The sequence below is a fragment of the Bradyrhizobium sp. ISRA442 genome (assembly GCF_038085055.1).
Lineage (GTDB): Bacteria > Pseudomonadota > Alphaproteobacteria > Rhizobiales > Xanthobacteraceae > Bradyrhizobium.
Genome location: NZ_JALGCN010000012.1, coordinates 95,829 through 111,813 on the forward strand (window position 1 = coordinate 95,829; position 15,985 = coordinate 111,813).

The window sequence follows — 15,985 nt, forward strand, 5'->3', positions numbered from 1 at the left end:
TCAGGCCGCTGGCCGCGGTACGGCGGACCGCCGGACGTTCTGGTTTAACCGGAACAGGTTGGCGGGATCGTACTTGTCCTTCAGCGCCGTGAGACGAGCGTAGTTTGTTCCGTAAGCGCCGGCCACGCGATCGGTCTCGTCCTCAGGCATGAAGTTAACGTAGACGCCGCCGGTTGCGTAGGGTGCAGCCTCCGCAAAAAGCTTGCGCGCCCAGGCGATCGAACGTTGCTCATCGGCCGGGTCGCGCCATCGCGTATGGACGTTCATGACAAACCTTGCATCGCGGTGGGGGAACGCGGTGGCGTCGACAGCTACGCGACTGGTGGCGCCGCCAAGCTGACCAATGAAAATTTCACACTCGCTGGTCGGCAGGCTCGTTGTCTGGCTTACGAGCGTGTCGAGGAGGCCTTCGCTGAGCTCAGCGAAATTGTGCGATTTCCAGTAATTGTAGGCGCCGGACGTGAGCAGCGGGTCGAACGCGGTCTGCCAGGCCGCGAAGGGCTGCATGGCGATCACGTCGGCAATCGGCTCCCCAAGCGCACGCAACGGTTCCAGCGCGCGCTTGCCCTCGTTCTCGTCTCCCGTGTAGCAGACAGCGAAAGCGACGATCTCATTGCCGTGAACCTCGGCAGGCAAGAACGCCAGCGGCGGCGCCTGTCTGAGCACCACCCACACCGTTAGCTCATCGGGCGCTTTCGCGGCGACATCGCGATAGTCTGCGAGTAGCTCCTTTGCCCGCGCAAACGGATGGACAATGAGTCCAGCCAGAACCATTGGGCCGACGGGATGCAGGCGGAACTCGAACGAGCTCACCACCCCGAAATTGGCGCCGCCTCCGCGCAGCGCCCAGAATAGGTCGGTATTCTCGGCAATGCTCGCCCGCACGAGCTTGCCTTCGGCCGTCACCACGTCGGCCGAGATCAGATTGTCCGCCGCAAGCCCGAACTTGCGGCTAAGCCAGCCGAAGCCGCCGCCCAGCGTCAATCCCGCAACGCCGGTCGTCGAGTTGATGCCGAGCGGAGTGGCAAGGCCGAAAGCCTGCGCCTCCTTGTCGAATTCGCCTAGCGTTGCACCCGGCTCTACGCGCGCTGTGCGGTGAAATGGATCGATCCGGACCGAGCGCATGAGAGAAAGATCGATCAAGAGCCCGCCTTCACAGACAGCGTTCCCAGCGATGTTATGGCCGCCGCCGCGGACGGCGAGCAAGAGGCTGTGCTCACGCGCAAACCGCACGGCACTAATGATGTCTGCGGCCCCTCTGCAGCGCACAGCCGCGCCAGGGTGGCGGTCGATCATTGCATTCCAAATCGTGCGTGCCTCATCGTAACCCGGCTCCGAGGCCAGGCAGACATTGCCCCGTAACGTTTGACCAAAAGCCGCGATCGTATCGCTTCCAAGCGCAATCGCCCCGCCATGCAGCGAGGCCAGCCGGATCTCCGTCATGGCATCTCCTCCAAAAGGTACGGTGGTGAGGGCTTCGGCAAGCGCCGGCTCACTTCTTCCGAACAGACTCAGCGGACAAGCGGCCGCTGCATGCATTGCAGCCGGGGAGCGACGAATCGTGCAATTGACGCCGCTCGACATGGCGAGCGGTAAAGTTCCGCTTGGAGGTTAGTCCTCCCGGCAAAAAAATGGTTCACTGAAAAACAGTATCTCGTTCGAGTGAGTTGAAGGTGGCCTTTCTGCTTTAACCGCGGAACTTCTTCGCTGAGAACCCCGGAGCTGGCTCCCAGTAGACGCACTTGGGGGCTCGACAAACTGCGGCCCTTCGCAATCCACCTTCTTGCAATGAGGAGTGCAAAATCTAGCGAGGGTGACACGTCTCTCTTGTCCGGTTGTGTGAAGGGTTTCGGATGCCGGCCGCATGAGGGACGGCGCCGCGTATTCGGCGGTCGGCGTCCGAAAGCCTCCAAGGGAGGAAACCGCGCTTGAGGGAACGTAAGGCGTTGCGGCGGGCGCTATGGGGATTTGAGCGCCGCGGGCGAGCTGGCTGATTTGGATGGAGCCGTTGCAACGAGTTGTGCGACGGTGAAGCGGCTGACGAATGCGCGACGAATGGCATCGAACTCGACAGGTCGCCCGAGGATTTGCGTCGGCAGGCGGATGTCTGAGCGCGCTCCGCCGTGGCCGGTCGAGAGGCGGCGAGCGCGATGAGCTGATTTGCAGGATTGAGACGCGGTCATGAGGTGTCGATCCTGGTGCGGTTCGTTGGAGCTGTCGCCCGATGCCGCGGCGTTGCACCGCGCGCGAACACCTCGATGATGATCATGCGGCCGCCGCAGCATGGACAAGTCGGCTTGCTTTGATCGACGGCGGCAGGCTTGCCTTCAGGTCTTGCAACGGCGAGCAGCTGCCGCGCGCGGGCGATGTTGTCGGCGCAGGAGGTTTTGGCGAACAGGCCGTAGTGGCGGATGCGATGCAAGCCGCGTGGCAGCACGTGGATGAGGAAGCGGCGGATGAACTCGAAGGTCCCGAGCGTCATCTGCTTGTAGCGATCGCGGCCCTCGATGCGGTAGTCCTTCCACCTGAAGGTGACGCCACGCTGGTCGCAGGCAATCAGGCGGCTGTTGGCGATGGCAACACGGTGGGTGTAGCGCGACAGATAGGCCAGCACGGCCTCGGGCCCGCCGAACGGACGCTTGGCGTAGACGACCCACTCGGCTTTGCGCAGCGGCGCCAGGAAGGCTGCGAAGGATTGCACCTCGGCGAGATGAGCGTCATCGCCAAAGAAGGTCAGGCGGCCCGCTTGATGGGCGGCGACGAGCTTCTCCAGGAACAGCCGCCGGAACAGGCGGGAGAGCACGCGCACGGGGAGGAAGAAGCCCGGCCGGCAGGACACCCAGTGCTGGCCGTCGGGCGAGATGCCACCGCCCGGCACGATCATGTGCACGTGGGGATGATGGGTCAGCGCCGAGCCCCAGGTGTGCAGCACCGAGGTGATGCCGATCCTGGCGCCCAGATGCTTGGGGTCGGCGGCGATCGTCAGCATGGTCTCGGCCGAGACCTTGAACAGCAGGTCGTAGAGGACGGCCTTGTTCTGGTAGGCGATGTCGGCGATCGCTCCTGGGAGCGTGAACACCACATGATAGTACGGCACGGGCAACAGCTCGGCCTCGCGGTCGGCAAGCCAGTCCTTCGCGGCGGCGCCCTGGCACTTCGGGCAGTGCCGGTTGCGGCAGGTAATGGGTGACGCCCATTACCTGCCTTATGGGCAAAGCCGGTAATGGGGAGCTGCCAATCGCGATCACCGTATTTTCCTGTGTATTGCCGCTCTTGAGCTCTCCATTACAAGTCGCCCGTGCGGCCCCGTTGGGTCGGCCACTGATGGCCGGTCACATACGGAGACGGACATGTTGGAGACGTACTTCTCGGCAGCGAAGATGCTGGGGCATCTGCGCAGTGGGCCGAGCGGGCCTTACCTTGACGGGTTTGCAGCGGCGCTGGAGCGGCAGGGCTATGGCCCCGAGACAGCGGTACGCTATTTGCGAGCGGCGGCTCACATCGGCCATGTTATGGCCGAGCAAGGCGCGGGCCTGACGGACGTTGATCTCGCCGCGTTTGGCGAGCACCTGCGCACTTGCCGGTGTCCACGCGCCAAAGGCGGCCGGCGCAACCACCACACCATCTACGGTGCCAGGCTCTTTCGTCGGCACCTCGTCGAGCTCGGCCTTTGCCGGTCCGCGGCCGTGGGGGCAGCACCCGCCGAGCCGCAGCTGGTCGCCGACTTCAAGACGTGGCTGCGCAAGCATCGCGGCGCATCCGATGCCACCGTCAGGCTCTACGCCCGCGACGCCGCGGGCCTGATGATGAAGCTTCGATCTGACCCGGACGGCTGGAGGCCGAACGATGTCCGCAGTTACTTCCTGGAGCGGGCGAGCAATAGCGGGAGTGGCACGATCGAGAAGATGACGACGAGCCTGCGGGCCTTCCTGCGGTATCTCGCAGTCGCAGGCCGTTGTCAGGCAGGTCTCGACGGCGCCGTTCCAGCCTACGCTCATTGGCAGCTTGCCGACATGCCCCGGTATCTGTCGACCGAGCAGGTCGACCGGCTGATCGCTGCCTGTGACGGCGACGTCGGTGGGCGCCGGCGTGATCGTGCGATCGTACTTTTGTTGGTGCGCCTCGGCCTGCGGGCCGGTGACGTGGCGCAACTGCGTCTCGCGGATATCGAGTGGCAAACGGGATCGCTACGGGTCTGCGGCAAGTCGCGCTACGAGGTCCGGCTGCCGCTACCGCAAGACGTCGGGGATGCGATCGCCGCCTACCTCGAATGCCGGCCGTCTACCCGCCGGAACGATCTCTTGTTCCTGCGCACGATCGCGCCGTGCCGGCCATTCCGACGAGGCGACGGCATCTCGTCGGTGGTCAAGCGTATCATGAAGCGGGCCGACATCGTGGCGCCGGTCAAAGGGGCCCACGCTCTGCGGCACACCGCGGCGACCGAGATGCTGCGCCATGGCGTGCCGCTCGACAAGATCGGCCTCGTCCTTCGGCATCGCGGCATCGACACGACGGCCTATTACGCAAAGGCCGACGTCGCGCTGCTGAAGCAGGTTGCTCAGCCCTGGCCGGAGGCGCTCTGATGCTCGACGCCATCGAGACCTATCTCGCGCTCCGCCGCACCACGGGCTTCGCGATGTCGACCGCGGAGCACCTGCTGAAGAGCTTTGCCGTCTTCGCGGCCGAGCGCGGACAAACGTACGTCGAGACAAAAACAGCGATCGACTGGGCCGCGCTCGGACCATCCGTCGCGCAACGCGATGCACGGCTCAGAGCCGTCTGTCGCTTCGTACGCCATGTCCGGGTGGAGGACGTCCGGCACGAGCTGCCGCCGGCAAATCACTTCGGTGCCCGCAAGAAGCGTCGCACGCCGCACATCTACACGACAGACGAGATCAGTCGGCTGGTCGAAGCTGCGCTGCGGCTTCGGCCAACGCGCGGCTTGCGCCCGCACACGCAAGCGACCTTGATCGCGCTGCTCTCATCCACCGGGCTCAGGATCTCCGAAGCCCTGAAGCTGACGATCGCGGACGTGATCCGCGACGGTCTGCTGATCCGCGAGACCAAGTTCCGCAAGACGCGACTGGTGCCGCTGCACGACACGGCGGTCGCCGGCTTGCAGCGATACCTGGCACGTCGCGGGCCCGGCTCAGACGATGATCCGGTCTTCATCGACAAGCGCGGTCGGCCGCTACGCTACATTGCCGTCAAGGAGACCTTCGACAGGCTAGTCGACAAGGCTGGCATCAGATCGACGTCGGCTCGCCGTCCTCGCCTGCACGATCTACGGCACACGTTTGCGGTGCGCGCGCTGCAAGGCAGCCCTACCGGCCGAGGCCGGTGCGGGGCGCACATGGCGGCACTCGCGACCTACATGGGTCACGTCAACATCTATGCGACCTACTGGTATCTCGAGGCCACGCCCGACCTCTTGCGCGATGTCGCCATGGCCGGCGAAGCGTTCATGTCCGAAGGGAGGTCAGCATGACGCCGATCGCTCCCCTCATCGAGACGTTCCTGCGCGACACACTCGCTTGCCAGCGGGGCGCCAGCCGGCACACGAGGGACTCCTATGCCTCGAGCTTCCAGCTGCTGTTCGTGTTCGCCGCCGACCGGCTCAAGGTCAAACCTTCGGCGCTGACGCTCGAACAGATCGATGCCGGGCTCGTCAGCGCCTTCCTTGAGCATCTTGAGGACGAGCGCAAAAACGCGGCCGTGACGCGCAACGTTCGCCTGGCGGCGATCAAGTCGTTCTTCCGCTTCCTCGAGTACCGGCAGCCGGCGGCGCTCGAGCAGATCCGCCGTGTACTGGCGATCCCGTTCAAGAAAACTGACACGCGCCTGGTGCCCTACCTTCTGCGCGAAGAGCTCCAAGCCGTGCTCGACGCTCCCGATCCGGCGACACGCGATGGCATCCGCGATCGCGCAATGCTGCACGTGGCCGTCTGCGCAGGGCTGCGCGTCTCCGAACTGACCGGCCTCAAGGTCGATGACATCGACCTGCCTTCGATGAGCATCCGCGTGCTCGGCAAGGGACGCCGGGAGCGGACGCTGCCGTTGTGGAAGCCGGCGGCCGCTGCACTGCGTGCCTGGCTGGCCATCCGCGGGCAGGTCGCGACACCCGAGGTGTTCGTCAACGCCCGTGGTGAGCCGCTGAGCCGATGGGGCTTTGCCTATCTGCTCAGGCAGCACACCGCGACTGCGGCTCGCAAGCAGCCCGGTCTCGCCAAGAAACGCGTCTCGCCCCACGTGCTCAGGCACACCTGCGCGATGGTCGTTCTGCAAGCGACCGGGGACATCCGGAAGGTGTCGCTGTGGCTGGGCCACGCTACGCTGACGACCACCGAGGTCTACACGCGCGGCGATCCAACCGAGAAGCTCGATGCGATGGAGGCGATCGTGCCGCCCCACCTGCGGCGCGGCGTCTTCCAGCCCACCGACCAGCTGATCGAACTCCTCAGGCGTACCTTGTAATGGAGAGCGGGGTTGGCGGTGATTGGTGCAGGAGCGCGATCAAATTGCCGCCAGCTCCCCATTACCGGCTTTGCCCATAAGGCAGGAGTTGTAGGCGATGGTCGTATAGGCGCAGTCCTCACAGCGCGCGACATGGCCGCCGAGGGCTGCCGTGCGGCAGCGCTCGATCGCCGACATCACCTTGAGCTGGTGGAGGCTGACATGGCCGGCATGGGCCTTGCGCCATGCCGGGCCATGGTCGTGGAAGATATCCGCAACCTCCAAAGCCGGGCGCGACACCGCTTTGGCGTCAGCCGGGCGGCCGGATCTCCTTGAGCTTGAGCGCGATGTGCTCCAGCGGGCTCATGACCTCGCTGATCGTCTTGGTAGCGACGCGGGTAGCAGCGCCGTGGTGTCGAGCTTGGCATGACCGAGCAGCACCTGGATCACGCGGACATCGATGTTCTGCTCCAAGAGGTGGGTGGCGAAGCTATGCCGCAAGGTGTGCAGCGAGACGCGCTTGTTAATCTCCGCCATTTGCGCAGCGGCATGACAGGCGCGGTTGAGCTGGCGCGTGGTCATCGGCTGGGCCGGATCGCGACCCGGGAACAGCCAGCCCTGGGGGCGCGCCGCCTTCCACCAGGTCCGCAGCAGGTCGAGCAGGTATGGGGAGAGCATGACGTTACGATCCTTGCCGCCCTTGCCCTGTTCGATGCGGATGATCATGCGCTGGCTGTCGATGTCGGAGACCTTGAGCGAGACCACCTCGGTGGCGCGCAGGCCGGCGCCGTAGGCCACGCTCAAGGCCGCCTTGTACTTCAGCCCCGGCGCAGCATCGAGCAGTCGCGCCACCTCCTCGACGCTGAGCACCACCGGCAGCTTGCGCGGCTCGTGAATGACATGGGTATGCTCGACGATCTCGTGGCGCTTGAGTGTGACCCGAAAGAAGAACCGCAGCGTCGAGACGGTCTGGTTGATGGTCGGCACGCCAACGCCGCTTGCCGTCAGATGTAGCTGATAGCGGCGCACGTCCTCGAAGGTCGCCGTATCCGGTGATCGCCCGAGAAACGCGGCGAAGTTCTTGATTCTTTGCACGTAGTCATGTTGGGTCTTCGGCGCGAGCTTGCGGATCGTCATGTCTTCGATCATGCGCCGGCGCAACGGGCTCATTGCCTCGTCGGTCATGGGGATGCTCCTGTCTTGGGTGAAAGTTGCGAACCCCTCATCTCAAGACAGGACGCCCCGTCGCGCTATCGTCTTGGCTGTGTCGCCAGCCCCGGGGGCCCTACCGCGCGAGCGGTTTAGTCCTTTGGCCCATCTGCGAAGTGGCGACAGCTCTCATCGAGGTCCGTTTAGTGGGGCATAGCGGACTAGATTTGCTCACACCGAGTTCTTGGCAGTTTGACGCACACCGGAAGTCGCACCTGCTTCATTCAAAATTGAGCATTCGGCGACATCCATTTTAACCCATCACCCCTCTGGCACCCCAGCCATGCGCATGCCGCGATAGGTGCGCTCGCGCCCCGCGAGGTACGCCGGATGGTTGCAAGCCGCGCTGGCGCGGTAGCGGCGGATGGTGAAGTTCGGAAGGAGCGCAAGTCCCGCCTGTGCCGTAGTCCGTGCCTCATCCAGCTCACCAAGCTGCGCTAGGGCAGCGGCGAGATAGAAATGCGCAAGGGCGTAATTTCGGTTTGTCTCGATGCATTGGCGCAGCCTGAGGACCGCGTCGGCGTCGGCGCATTGCCACAACTTTGCGACGCCGGCCCACATCATCCAGATATGGGCGCGGATATCGCGAGGAGAGAGGCGGAGCGCCTCCTGGATGTGACCCTCAGTTTCCGCGCCTCGACCGATAAAATACTTGGCCATACCGATGTAACCGTGCGCATCGGCCAAATTTCGATCGAGCGCCAATGCCCGCTCGCATTGAGCAATGCCAAGAGCCGCTCGGTTCGTATACATTTGCACCATGCCCAGGACGCGATTGGCCGAGGCATGGTTCGGCGCCAGGGACAGAGCTTTGATCGCAGCCGCCTCGGCCGCAGCCAAGCGTTCGGTTCGATCGTCGGTAAACAGGATATTGGCGGTTTGAGCGTGGACAATGGCCGCGCCGACCAGCGCCTCGATATTGTCTGGATCGAGCGCCAAGGCATGTTCGAAAAAGCCGCGCGCTCGCGCGATGTGTTGGGGGGTAGGACCTTTATTCAAGTAAGCCCAGCCCTGGAAATACAAGTCCATTGCATCGGGGTGCAGTGTGCGTTCAGCGCGTCGCGCCTCAGCCGCAATGAGCTGCGCATTAAGCGTATTGGCGAGCCTTGATACGATTTCATCCTGCATATCGAATAGGTCGACGACGGGCTTATCGAACCGGTCGGCCCAAAGATGGTTGCCGGTTTCGGCGCCGATCAGCTGCACGTTGACCCGAAGCCGGTTGCCGCCCCTCTGCACGGAGCCTTCAAGCACATAGCGGATGTTCAACTCGCGGCCGATCCGTCTAAGATCAACCGCTTTGCCTTTGTAGGTAAATGCGGTGTGCCGACCGATCACGAACGCGCCGCTGATGCGCGAAAGGTCTGTGGTCAAGCTCTCGGTTACACCATCGACGAAATAGTCCTGCTCAGGATCCGCGCTGAGGTTGGCGAAAGGTAGCACAACGATGGAAAGACGAGGCGGCGAAAGCGCGCCCGATCTGGTGTCATCAACCTGTGTTGCCGGGCTACGTCCATCCCAGACCACGGCAAAGGCTCGGACCGGGCGGGTAATGTTTTTGAGGTTCTGCTCTCCCAAATCGGCGAACTCAACGCCGACCTTGCCCTGGACATGATCGTAGGCAGAAGACGAGATGCAGATGCCGCCGGGTTCAGCGATGCTCTCAAGCCGTGCTGCGATGTTAACGCCGTCTCCAAAGATGTCATTCGGCTCGACGATTACGTCACCGATGTTGACGCCGACGCGGAAGACAATACGGCTGTCCTCAGCGTCGCCGATAGTAAGTACCTTGATGCGGGTCTGGAACTGCACAGCAGCGCGGACCGCTTCGACCGCGCTTGGAAACTCCGCCAACAACCCGTCGCCAGTGTTCTTCACGATGCGGCCGCCGTGTTCGGAGATCGCGGGCGTGACACTATCCGCGAGGAGTGCGGTCAGTCTGGCGTGCGTAGCCTCTTCGTCATGGTGCATGAGCCGCGAATAGCCAGCCACGTCGGCGGCCAATATCGCCGATAACCTGCGCTCGACCCGGACTGGCCGCTCTTGAACCATGGCCCGCAATCCAACCCAGAGAATACTATGACGGATCGGAAGGCGGTGCCAGTCGCGCTTTGATGCCCCGCGTGGCTCATGTCGGTTGATGGCCCATCGCGTCTCGCTGCTTCGCAGCAGCCGCGTCAGTTTTGGAGCACAGCGGAAGTGCGTCACGCCACCGATTAATACATGGTCTTAGGCACGTTCGATTGCGTCCTCCATCCGCTTAATGTCGGCTTTCAGGGACTTGAGCGGAAATGCCGGCTAGGCGGCGCAACCGACACTTTTGACCCAACTCGACTTGACAGGCTTCCTTACACATCTCTGCCATCGATCTCAGATATTTGCATCCGCCCATGTGAGCCGGTTCACATCCACCGCGCACGTTTGATCCCACCGTCAGCTCGGGCACTTTCAACATGTGCCCCGGGGGACGTCACCAACCCGGATGCGTATGCAAAGGAGTACGCTCCGAAGGCTCAGGCCATCATCAAGGCAGCCGGCGGTCGCTTCTTGGCTATCGGCGGATCCGCCGCGACTACAGGAACCGTGACCGCATTTGATGGGGACGCCCCGAAGCGCGTGGTCGTTCATCGAGCTTCGCAAGGTTGGCGAAAAGTACGCGAACTTCCGCTCGTTTGCTGTTGATGGTCCTGCCACAGTAGCTTGAATACCTGAGCCAGAGGCCGCCTTTTGCTGGCGGCCTCTTCATTTTTTAGCCAATCGAGACGGCTCGAACGATCCCCATCGTTCACGGGCATTGAACAGGGGCTCGGTTCGATCATCGACGGGCCGCGGAGCAGGTGATGCTTCGTCTCACAGTGGGGCAACGGGATGTCAGTCTGACACAGCACATGAGTCCGAGTCTGGCCACATCTTGCGTTGCCGCACGAACTTGGTCGCTATCGGGACAATGCGGACGTAGAGTCGCGCCGATGGTTCTATGGGTACACGGCCTAGCTAGCTTAAGGATATAATCTGACCAACCTCCAGTCGGACTGCTGCCAGGTTCAGACCCATGAAGCGGTGGCGCTCAGTCAGCATTCTCTGCATGGTTGTCACTGCGGCCCTGCTGGGCGCCGGGGCCCTTGTCGTCGGCCAGTCACGCGTGCCGACAGAAGCCATTGCATTCTCGGTAACACGTACACCGGAGCTTATGAAGCGCGCGTGGCACCTGCCAGTGGCCGCCACATTCCACAAGAACGTGAACTGGCAATCAAATAGCTCTCGTTGCGGACCTGCAGCTGTTGCGAATGCGTGTAGGTCGCTCGGCGAGACGGCAAGCACTGAGGGTAAGGTGTTGGCCGGCACCGGGCGGTGCTGGACGGGCTTATGCGTCCTGGGTCTCACGCTTGACGAACTGGCCGAGGTGGCGCGGACCAATGCGAGTCGTAAAGTCACGGTCTTGCGTAATCTCAGCGAGGCCCAGTTTCTGGAGCATTTGCGTCGCTCCAACGATCCAGGCCGACGCTACATCGTGAATTTCAATCGCGCGCAAATTTTTGGTGCTGGTGTTGGACATCATTCGCCCATTGGCAGCTATCTGGAAGCCGAAGATCGTGCTCGATGTCAATCCCAATTGCCAGCCATGGCAAGTCGAGCGAAAGCGGCTGTTCGCAGCTGTGAATACGTACGATGGCGATAAGAAGCGCGGGCTGCTGCTGATCGAGTAATTGCGAATCTCCGCAGCCCTGAACTGAAGAAGACGAGCGAGGCGGTGGAGGTGACGAGGCGATCGAATAAAACAAGGCTGCGAGCAGCTGCCTTGCGACGGGTCTGCTCGTGGCCCTGAGTCAAACAGCACTCCAGCCGTTACGACGTCGGCTGTTTGATGTGGTCCGGATTCCGATGAAGCATTTTATGGAAGGACAGTCGGTTTTAGCGCGTCTCCCTGTTTTACTTTTGCTGGGCGGTTGTGCCGGAACGATGCCCGAGTGTGATTCTTTGGATGCGCGTAATACAGTGATTAAGATCGTTTCGGACGATAGCAACAACGCGCTTGTCAACTACGCCGTTATGAATTCGAGCGCGGTTGCGGCGATGATAAGTCATGCGACCACAGAGGCCGAAAAACTAGCGATTTGGGAAAAGGCGAGACAAGGTGCCGCTTATAGGTTGGATGATGCGATAAGCACAAATTCAAGAAGCAAAGCCAAGCGAGCGGTTACCTGTACCGGGTTGTTGTATGCGAGGGTTGAGGATGTGACAGCGCAAAAGGAGGTTGACTTCGAGGTGGAACTAACTGCAGACGGCAAGATTTCCGTTTCGGTCAGACCGTTTCAATTTTGACCGATGCCACGTCTGGCGACTTGAGGTAGGGCGAATTGGTTTTGTCTTCGAGATGGTCTGCTTATCGGAGTAGACGGGAAGTCAATTGTCCGCGGCGTGCTTCAGACACTTCAGGATGGTGCAGAAACCGCTGATCATCCCGACTGGATGATCGAATATTGCTTAGCACCAGGGATTCTCGAAGAAGGGCGACCCGGTTTCTATCGGATCACGGACCTTGGCCGCACCGCTTTGGAAGGAGAGCTAACCCGGGAGTAAGGCCGCCTCAGTTGGCGGCCTCTTTCACATCAGGCCAAGCAGGGAATGTCGCCTGTTGTGCCCATCGCGGCCAAGGCCGCCCACCACCTAAACGTCAGCTGTAAGGGGTAGAGCGGGCGCAACCGAGATCAGGCGCAACCGTCGAGAAATGACCCTAGACCGACATTGAATGTGGCAATCGGCTCGGTCGATTTCGGTCGCGAAGCGGACCTCAGGCCTTAGCTCCCTTGCGCGGTCGGCGGGAGGTGGCCTATCCACGGCGGTGACTTGAAGCGCCGGATTAGCGCTTTCCGCGCGCTAGCCTGGTCCATACCGGCGACGCGCCGTCCCAGCCACGAAGTCGACCATAGAACCGCACTCTCACCCCGGCCTCGGTGAGCCGCTCGCGCTATCGCCGTCAACCCCGCGCGTGCCGCGCCCCTTCGGGCTTCGGGGGTTGACCGCGACAGCGGAGCCAAGCAAGTGGCCTGCCATGCCAAGAATGCACACGAGCGCGTCTGCGTCAGGGCGCCGTGGTCGTGGCTGAGACATCGGGCTTCGGACCGAACGGGTTGTCGAGAGGTTGCAAGGTCTTCTGTTCGAGATCGAAATAGCCGAGATCGTAATGCATGAAGCTGACGAGCCAGATGCCCTCGTCGACCTCCTTGATGCCGAGCTTCTGGCCCGCCAGGACGGTTGAAATGTTGATCCTCTTGCGATGCAGGCAGAGGCGGCCGCAGGCCGTGACGACGACGTCGCGGTCGTGGAAGGGATAGCTCAACTCCGGCAGGCCGGCATAGGCCCGCGCTGAAGCGGTGTAGACCTCGGCAGGACACTTCATGCCGAGCGCCTCGTGGGGGCGCTCGGTATTGAACTCGTGCACGAAGGCATCGAAGCGCTCCTGCTGTTGCAGGCTGTTGAAGCCAGGCGGCCTGGTGGCCTCCTTCTTGAGGGTGAGGTGCATGCGCTCGTGCCGGCCATTTTGTTGCGGATGACCTGGCTTGATGCGCTCGATGGCGATCCCGAGGCGGAGCCACCATACCGAGAGCTTGGAAAGATTGAACAAGGCGTTGGGACTGGCAAACGGCACGCCATTGTCGGACCGAATGGCAAGCGGCAGGCCGCGCTCGCGGAATAGGCGCTCGAAGGCGGTCATGGCGGGCTCCTCGCGCGTGGAGTCGAGCGCCTCGCACAGCAGCAGGAAGCGCGCGGCATGATCGCTGACGGTCAGCGGGAAGCAGTAACGGCCATTGCCAAGCTTGAACTCGCCTTTGAAGTCGGCACACCAGACATCGTTCGGAGCGGTCCCTTGCGATAGCGACGTGCCGCGCGCGCGATGGCGCGGCCCGCCGCCCCGCCTGACCAGGCCGTGGCGATCGAGCACCGCATGAATGGTGCTTTTGGCCGGCACCCGGACATCGCCGTCGAGCCGTCGCACCAGGAGTTCGCGGATCTTGCGGGCTCCCCAATGCGGCTTCTCGGCCTTGAGCTGGACAATCAGCGTCTCGATCTGGGCCGGCAGTTGATTGGCGTAGCGAACCGGCCGCCTGGAGCGGTCGCTCAGCGCCTCCAGGCCATGTTCCTTGTAGCGATCGAAAATCTTGTAGCCGGTCTTGCGGGAGATGCCGAACTCCCGGCAGACATCCGTCATGGCTTCCCCGTCCAGCAGGCGGGCGACAAAGCGAAGGCGCTCCTCCATTACCGAACTCGCTTTCCACGGCATCCACACCTCCCGCAGAACAAAAGCGGAAAGTGTAACCCATGTGTCCGGTACGTTCTGTCACCTATGTCCCGAGCCGCTCACCGAAAAGTCCTTGAATTTCATCACCTCACGAAAGTAGCTGTTTGGCGGCCCATACCTGGCCCATACTTCCGATCTCGTGAGCAACGAGCCCTTTGCTTGCGTCTGGCGCCGGTCGCTAATCATCCATCCCGATTGGACGTCGCAAGCCTCGAGCGTCACCTTCAGCGACGGCGCCGCGATCGCGAGATCGTAGAAGCCCAGCGACGTCTGAAATGTCTTGAGCTTCCTTGCCATGGACGTCGGCAGCCCTGCGGCTTGGTCCTAGCGCCGGCGCGCGACCCAGGTGCCGAGTAGGAACGCGACGAAGAGCGAGGACAACGGCGCCTGCACCGTCACCTTGCGCAGCCGTTCGGCCCAGCGCAGCGCCGCATCATTTGAAGGCTGGCGGAGCGACCTTCGGGTTCCGGCCGGCTCGGTCTGGCCGCTCGGCTGCGGTGCGCCGATGGCGTCTTGATCATCGACCAGGCCAGAGGCTTCGGTCATCGCGGAAGCTTCTTTCATATCCATGCGGTCCTCCAATTCCGACCTCAGGCTGACTTCCGCTGCGGCTTGGCCGCCGGCTTCTTCGCCGCCGTCTCCTTGGGCTTCTTGCCCTCGATCGGCATTAGCATTTCCTTCTGACCACTCGATGCCTTGCGCGCTTTCTTTGCTGGCTTTGCGCCCTTCGCCGGTGCGGCCTCCCGGCCGACGCTCCGGCGCAGCGCTTCCATCAGGTCAACGACGTTAGTCGATGCAGGTCGCTCTTTCGGCGTGATTGGCTTGCCCGCGCGCTCTGGTTGATGAGGTCAATGAGCGCTGTCTCGTAGTGGTCCTCGAACTTCTCGGGCTCGAAGCGTCCCGCCTTCTGATTCACGATGTGCTTGGCGAGATCGAGCATGTCCTTCGTCACTTTGACGTCCTGGATCTCGTCGAAATACTCCTGTTCGCCGCGCACTTCGTAGGGGTAGCGGAGCAGCGTGCCGACGAGACCCCTGTCGAGCGGCTCGAGCGCGATGATGTGCTCGCGGTTAGTCAGCACCACCCGGCCGATTGCGACCTTATCCATCTCGCGGATGGTCTCGCGGATTACGGCGAAGGCGTCGTGGCCTACCTTTCCGTCCGGACGCAGGTAGTAGGGGCGGATCAGGTAGCGCGGATCGATGTCGGACTTGTCGACGAACTCGTCGATCTCGATCGTGCGCGTGGACTCGAGAGCGATTTCCTCAAGTTCCTCCTTGCTGACCTCGATGAACTGGTCCTTGTCGAGCATGTAGCCCTTGACGATGTCCTCATTGGGCACCTCGTCACCGGTGTCGGCGTCGACCTTCAGATACTTGATGCGGTGGCCGGTCTGGCGGTTGAGCTGGTTGAACGAGATCTTCTCGCTCTCGGAGGTGGCGGGATAGAGCGCGACCGGACAGGTCACGAGCGACAAACGCAGGAAGCCTTTCCAGTTGGCACGGGGGGCCATGTACGCAGAACTCCGGTTCGAGACGGCCTGGATTCAAGACGAACGGCAGACCATGGTTCCGACAACGGCTGCCTCGCCATTAGCGCCCAATTTTTCGGTCGGGGACTCGACTCTCTTGTTCTTGTTATGTTCTAATCGGACATGACCGAAAGCAAATGGAGAAGATGGCAGCTCTCGTCCGCAAGAACGCGCCGCCGAAGCCCGGATTGGCTCCAGACAATGATCTGCCGCGGGAATACTGGGAGGCGCTTCTCGCTGACCCCCGCGCCGATGCCAAGCCGGCAAGCTCCTCCGGAGGAACGCTGCGGCTGAGCCAAATTCCTCAACATATTCTGAGGGTGGGCTGCCGCCGCTGCGCCAGGGTCGTCGAGATCCAGAAGGCAGATGCCGCTCGTCTCTACGGTCCGGACGCGCTCTGGAAGGATGTCGGGCAGCGGCTGTTGGACAATACCTGCACCCAGCGGACCGGGCGCCATGAGGAAGACGGTTGTTGGCCTACCTTCGAGTAG

General features: G+C 62.4%; 9 protein-coding genes and 6 pseudogenes. 6 read left to right on the forward strand and 9 right to left on the reverse strand.

The window, feature by feature from the left end:
* Together MTR72_RS24510 and MTR72_RS24515 are read right to left on the reverse strand one after the other, a co-directional pair.
* Entirely contained in the window at positions 1-1,443 is a 1,443-nt protein-coding gene (locus tag MTR72_RS24510; RefSeq protein WP_341511290.1) for an FAD-binding oxidoreductase, read from the reverse strand.
* A 736-nt stretch (positions 1,444-2,179) separates the two neighbouring features.
* Positions 2,180-3,181 (reverse strand): annotated as a pseudogene (locus tag MTR72_RS24515) (IS91 family transposase); the annotation flags it as partial.
* Positions 3,182-3,350: 169 nt separating this feature from the next.
* Here MTR72_RS24515 and MTR72_RS24520 point away from each other — a divergent pair.
* Genes MTR72_RS24520 through MTR72_RS24530 form a run of 3 tightly spaced genes read left to right on the forward strand, consistent with a single transcriptional unit; the run spans position 3,351 to position 6,474 of the window.
* The gene (locus MTR72_RS24520) at positions 3,351-4,583 is read left to right on the forward strand and encodes a tyrosine-type recombinase/integrase (RefSeq protein WP_341511291.1); all 1,233 of its coding nucleotides are present in this window, start codon (positions 3,351-3,353) and stop codon (positions 4,581-4,583) included.
* Positions 4,583-5,488 (forward strand): tyrosine-type recombinase/integrase, encoded by a 906-nt coding sequence (locus MTR72_RS24525; RefSeq protein ID WP_341511292.1) that lies wholly within the window; start codon positions 4,583-4,585, stop codon positions 5,486-5,488. Before MTR72_RS24520 ends, MTR72_RS24525 begins: the two co-directional genes overlap by 1 nt.
* On the forward strand, positions 5,485-6,474 hold the full coding sequence (locus MTR72_RS24530) for a tyrosine-type recombinase/integrase (protein ID WP_341511293.1): 990 nt from the start codon (positions 5,485-5,487) through the stop codon (positions 6,472-6,474). The genes MTR72_RS24525 and MTR72_RS24530 overlap by 4 nt, the downstream gene beginning before the upstream one ends.
* Before the next feature lie 81 nt (positions 6,475-6,555).
* On the opposite strand, the pseudogene MTR72_RS24535 reads toward MTR72_RS24530, so the two are convergent.
* From MTR72_RS24535 to MTR72_RS24545, 3 genes and pseudogenes are all read right to left on the reverse strand, one after another.
* Positions 6,556-6,753, reverse strand: a pseudogene (locus MTR72_RS24535) (transposase zinc-binding domain-containing protein); the annotation flags it as partial.
* Positions 6,754-6,763: 10 nt separating this feature from the next.
* A pseudogene (locus tag MTR72_RS24540) lies at positions 6,764-7,638 on the reverse strand (tyrosine-type recombinase/integrase).
* Between the two features lie 285 nt (positions 7,639-7,923).
* The gene (locus MTR72_RS24545; RefSeq protein ID WP_341511295.1) at positions 7,924-9,714 is read right to left on the reverse strand and encodes an adenylate/guanylate cyclase domain-containing protein; all 1,791 of its coding nucleotides are present in this window, start codon (positions 9,712-9,714) and stop codon (positions 7,924-7,926) included.
* Between the two features lie 1,000 nt (positions 9,715-10,714).
* On the opposite strand from MTR72_RS24545, the pseudogene MTR72_RS24550 reads away from it, so the two are divergent.
* Together MTR72_RS24550 and MTR72_RS24555 are read left to right on the forward strand one after the other, a co-directional pair.
* Positions 10,715-11,369, forward strand: a pseudogene (locus MTR72_RS24550) (phytochelatin synthase family protein).
* 175 nt (positions 11,370-11,544) lie between these two features.
* On the forward strand, positions 11,545-11,985 hold the full coding sequence (locus MTR72_RS24555; RefSeq protein WP_341511296.1) for a hypothetical protein: 441 nt from the start codon (positions 11,545-11,547) through the stop codon (positions 11,983-11,985).
* A gap of 760 nt (positions 11,986-12,745) precedes the next feature.
* Here the strand turns inward: MTR72_RS24555 and MTR72_RS24560 are convergent.
* From MTR72_RS24560 to ku, 4 genes and pseudogenes are all read right to left on the reverse strand, one after another.
* Positions 12,746-13,945 carry an IS481 family transposase gene (locus MTR72_RS24560; protein WP_341511297.1) on the reverse strand — a complete coding sequence of 400 codons (1,200 nt, stop codon included), beginning with the start codon at positions 13,943-13,945 and terminating at the stop codon, positions 12,746-12,748.
* A gap of 210 nt (positions 13,946-14,155) precedes the next feature.
* Positions 14,156-14,260 (reverse strand): annotated as a pseudogene (locus MTR72_RS24565) (cell envelope biogenesis protein TolA); the annotation flags it as partial.
* A 27-nt stretch (positions 14,261-14,287) separates the two neighbouring features.
* On the reverse strand, positions 14,288-14,533 hold the full coding sequence (locus MTR72_RS24570) for a hypothetical protein (protein WP_341511298.1): 246 nt from the start codon (positions 14,531-14,533) through the stop codon (positions 14,288-14,290).
* Between the two features lie 20 nt (positions 14,534-14,553).
* Positions 14,554-15,476, reverse strand: a pseudogene (gene ku, locus MTR72_RS24575) (non-homologous end joining protein Ku).
* A 155-nt stretch (positions 15,477-15,631) separates the two neighbouring features.
* On the opposite strand from ku, the gene MTR72_RS24580 reads away from it, so the two are divergent.
* Positions 15,632-15,985 (forward strand): hypothetical protein, encoded by a 354-nt coding sequence (locus MTR72_RS24580; RefSeq protein ID WP_341511299.1) that lies wholly within the window; start codon positions 15,632-15,634, stop codon positions 15,983-15,985.

Bases quoted from the DNA above. Each gene is read 5' to 3' on its own strand.
- MTR72_RS24510 (WP_341511290.1), bottom strand. From the start codon at position 1,443: ATGACGGAGATCCGGCTGGCCTCGCTGCATGGCGGGGCGATTGCGCTT.
- MTR72_RS24520 (WP_341511291.1), top strand. From the start codon at position 3,351: ATGTTGGAGACGTACTTCTCGGCAGCGAAGATGCTGGGGCATCTGCGC.
- MTR72_RS24525 (WP_341511292.1), top strand. From the start codon at position 4,583: ATGCTCGACGCCATCGAGACCTATCTCGCGCTCCGCCGCACCACGGGC.
- MTR72_RS24530 (WP_341511293.1), top strand. From the start codon at position 5,485: ATGACGCCGATCGCTCCCCTCATCGAGACGTTCCTGCGCGACACACTC.
- MTR72_RS24545 (WP_341511295.1), bottom strand. From the start codon at position 9,714: ATGGTTCAAGAGCGGCCAGTCCGGGTCGAGCGCAGGTTATCGGCGATA.
- MTR72_RS24555 (WP_341511296.1), top strand. From the start codon at position 11,545: ATGAAGCATTTTATGGAAGGACAGTCGGTTTTAGCGCGTCTCCCTGTT.
- MTR72_RS24560 (WP_341511297.1), bottom strand. From the start codon at position 13,945: ATGCCGTGGAAAGCGAGTTCGGTAATGGAGGAGCGCCTTCGCTTTGTC.
- MTR72_RS24570 (WP_341511298.1), bottom strand. From the start codon at position 14,533: ATGGATATGAAAGAAGCTTCCGCGATGACCGAAGCCTCTGGCCTGGTC.
- MTR72_RS24580 (WP_341511299.1), top strand. From the start codon at position 15,632: ATGGAGAAGATGGCAGCTCTCGTCCGCAAGAACGCGCCGCCGAAGCCC.